Origin of the sequence: Aquabacterium sp. UBA2148 (assembly GCF_002328915.1) — a bacterium.
GTDB lineage: Bacteria > Pseudomonadota > Gammaproteobacteria > Burkholderiales > Burkholderiaceae_C > Aquabacterium > Aquabacterium parvum.
The window spans coordinates 6083-6992 of sequence record NZ_DCXA01000104.1 but is presented as its reverse complement, the minus strand read 5'-3'; the positions used below and the strand labels follow the sequence as shown (position 1 = coordinate 6992).

The window sequence follows — 910 nt, the reverse complement described above, 5'->3', positions numbered from 1 at the left end:
TACCTGCAGCGGCTCGTAGCGCTGCACCAGGGCCGTGGTCTGGGCCAGGTTGGCCTCGGCGCGGGCCAGCGCGGCCTGGGCGCTCTCGACGGTGGCCTGGTAAGTGGCCGAGTCGATCTGGAACAGGGGCTGTCCGGCCTTGACGTCGGCACCTTCGGTGAACAGGCGCTTTTGCAGGATGCCGGCCACGCGGGCGCGGACCTGGGCGGTGCGCAGGGCTTCGAGGCGGCCCGGCAACTCGGCCATCAGGGGCACCTCGCCGGGCTGCACGGTGATCACGCCGACCGGCAAGGCTGGCGGCGCCGAACCGGCGGCCGCCTGCGGAGCGCCCTCCTGCTTGCTGCAAGCCGAGAACAGGGCGGCAGCAGCCACCAGAGACACCCACATGCAAAAACGTCGCGCCATGCTCACCTCGACAAATACTTGCCTAGTCAATTGTTAGCCTGCCAGTGTACCCACAAATGGCAGAGGATTTGTGAAGGCGGGCGGAAAAGCCCCGGCTCAGGCTGGGGCCAATGCGCCGTCCGAGGACTCGTCGAGCGCGCCCCCGCTGGCGGCCAGGTGGCCGTCGTCAGCCCAGCCCACCATGGTCAGGCCATCCGGGCTGTAGAGCAGCCGGTTGATGGTGGCGTTGCCGATGGTCCAGCTGCGCGGCGCCGTCAGATCAATGCCGTTGGCCGCGCGGTAGAAACAATCGAGCACGCCACCGTGGGCCACGACGACGATGGTCTGGCCCAGGTGACGCTGCGCCAGGCGCACCAGGGTGCCGACACAGCGATCATGGAACTCGGTGAGGGTCTCGCCACCGACCGGACCATAGGCCGGGTCGCGTTGCTTCCAGCGCCGGGCCTGATCGGGCCAGCGGCTGTGGATCTCTTCGTGGGTGAGGCCTTCGAGCTCGCCGAAGTGA

2 protein-coding genes are annotated in these 910 nt (G+C 68.6%); both read right to left on the bottom strand.

From position 1 onward, the window contains the following. Window positions 1–405 (bottom strand): biotin/lipoyl-binding protein (locus tag B2W70_RS05655; protein WP_286743688.1); only part of this gene is annotated, 405 nt, incomplete at its 3' end. A 96-nt stretch (window positions 406–501) separates the two neighbouring features. Then, window positions 502–910: histidine phosphatase family protein (locus B2W70_RS05650; protein ID WP_286743687.1), on the bottom strand; the 409-nt coding region annotated here is incomplete at its 5' end.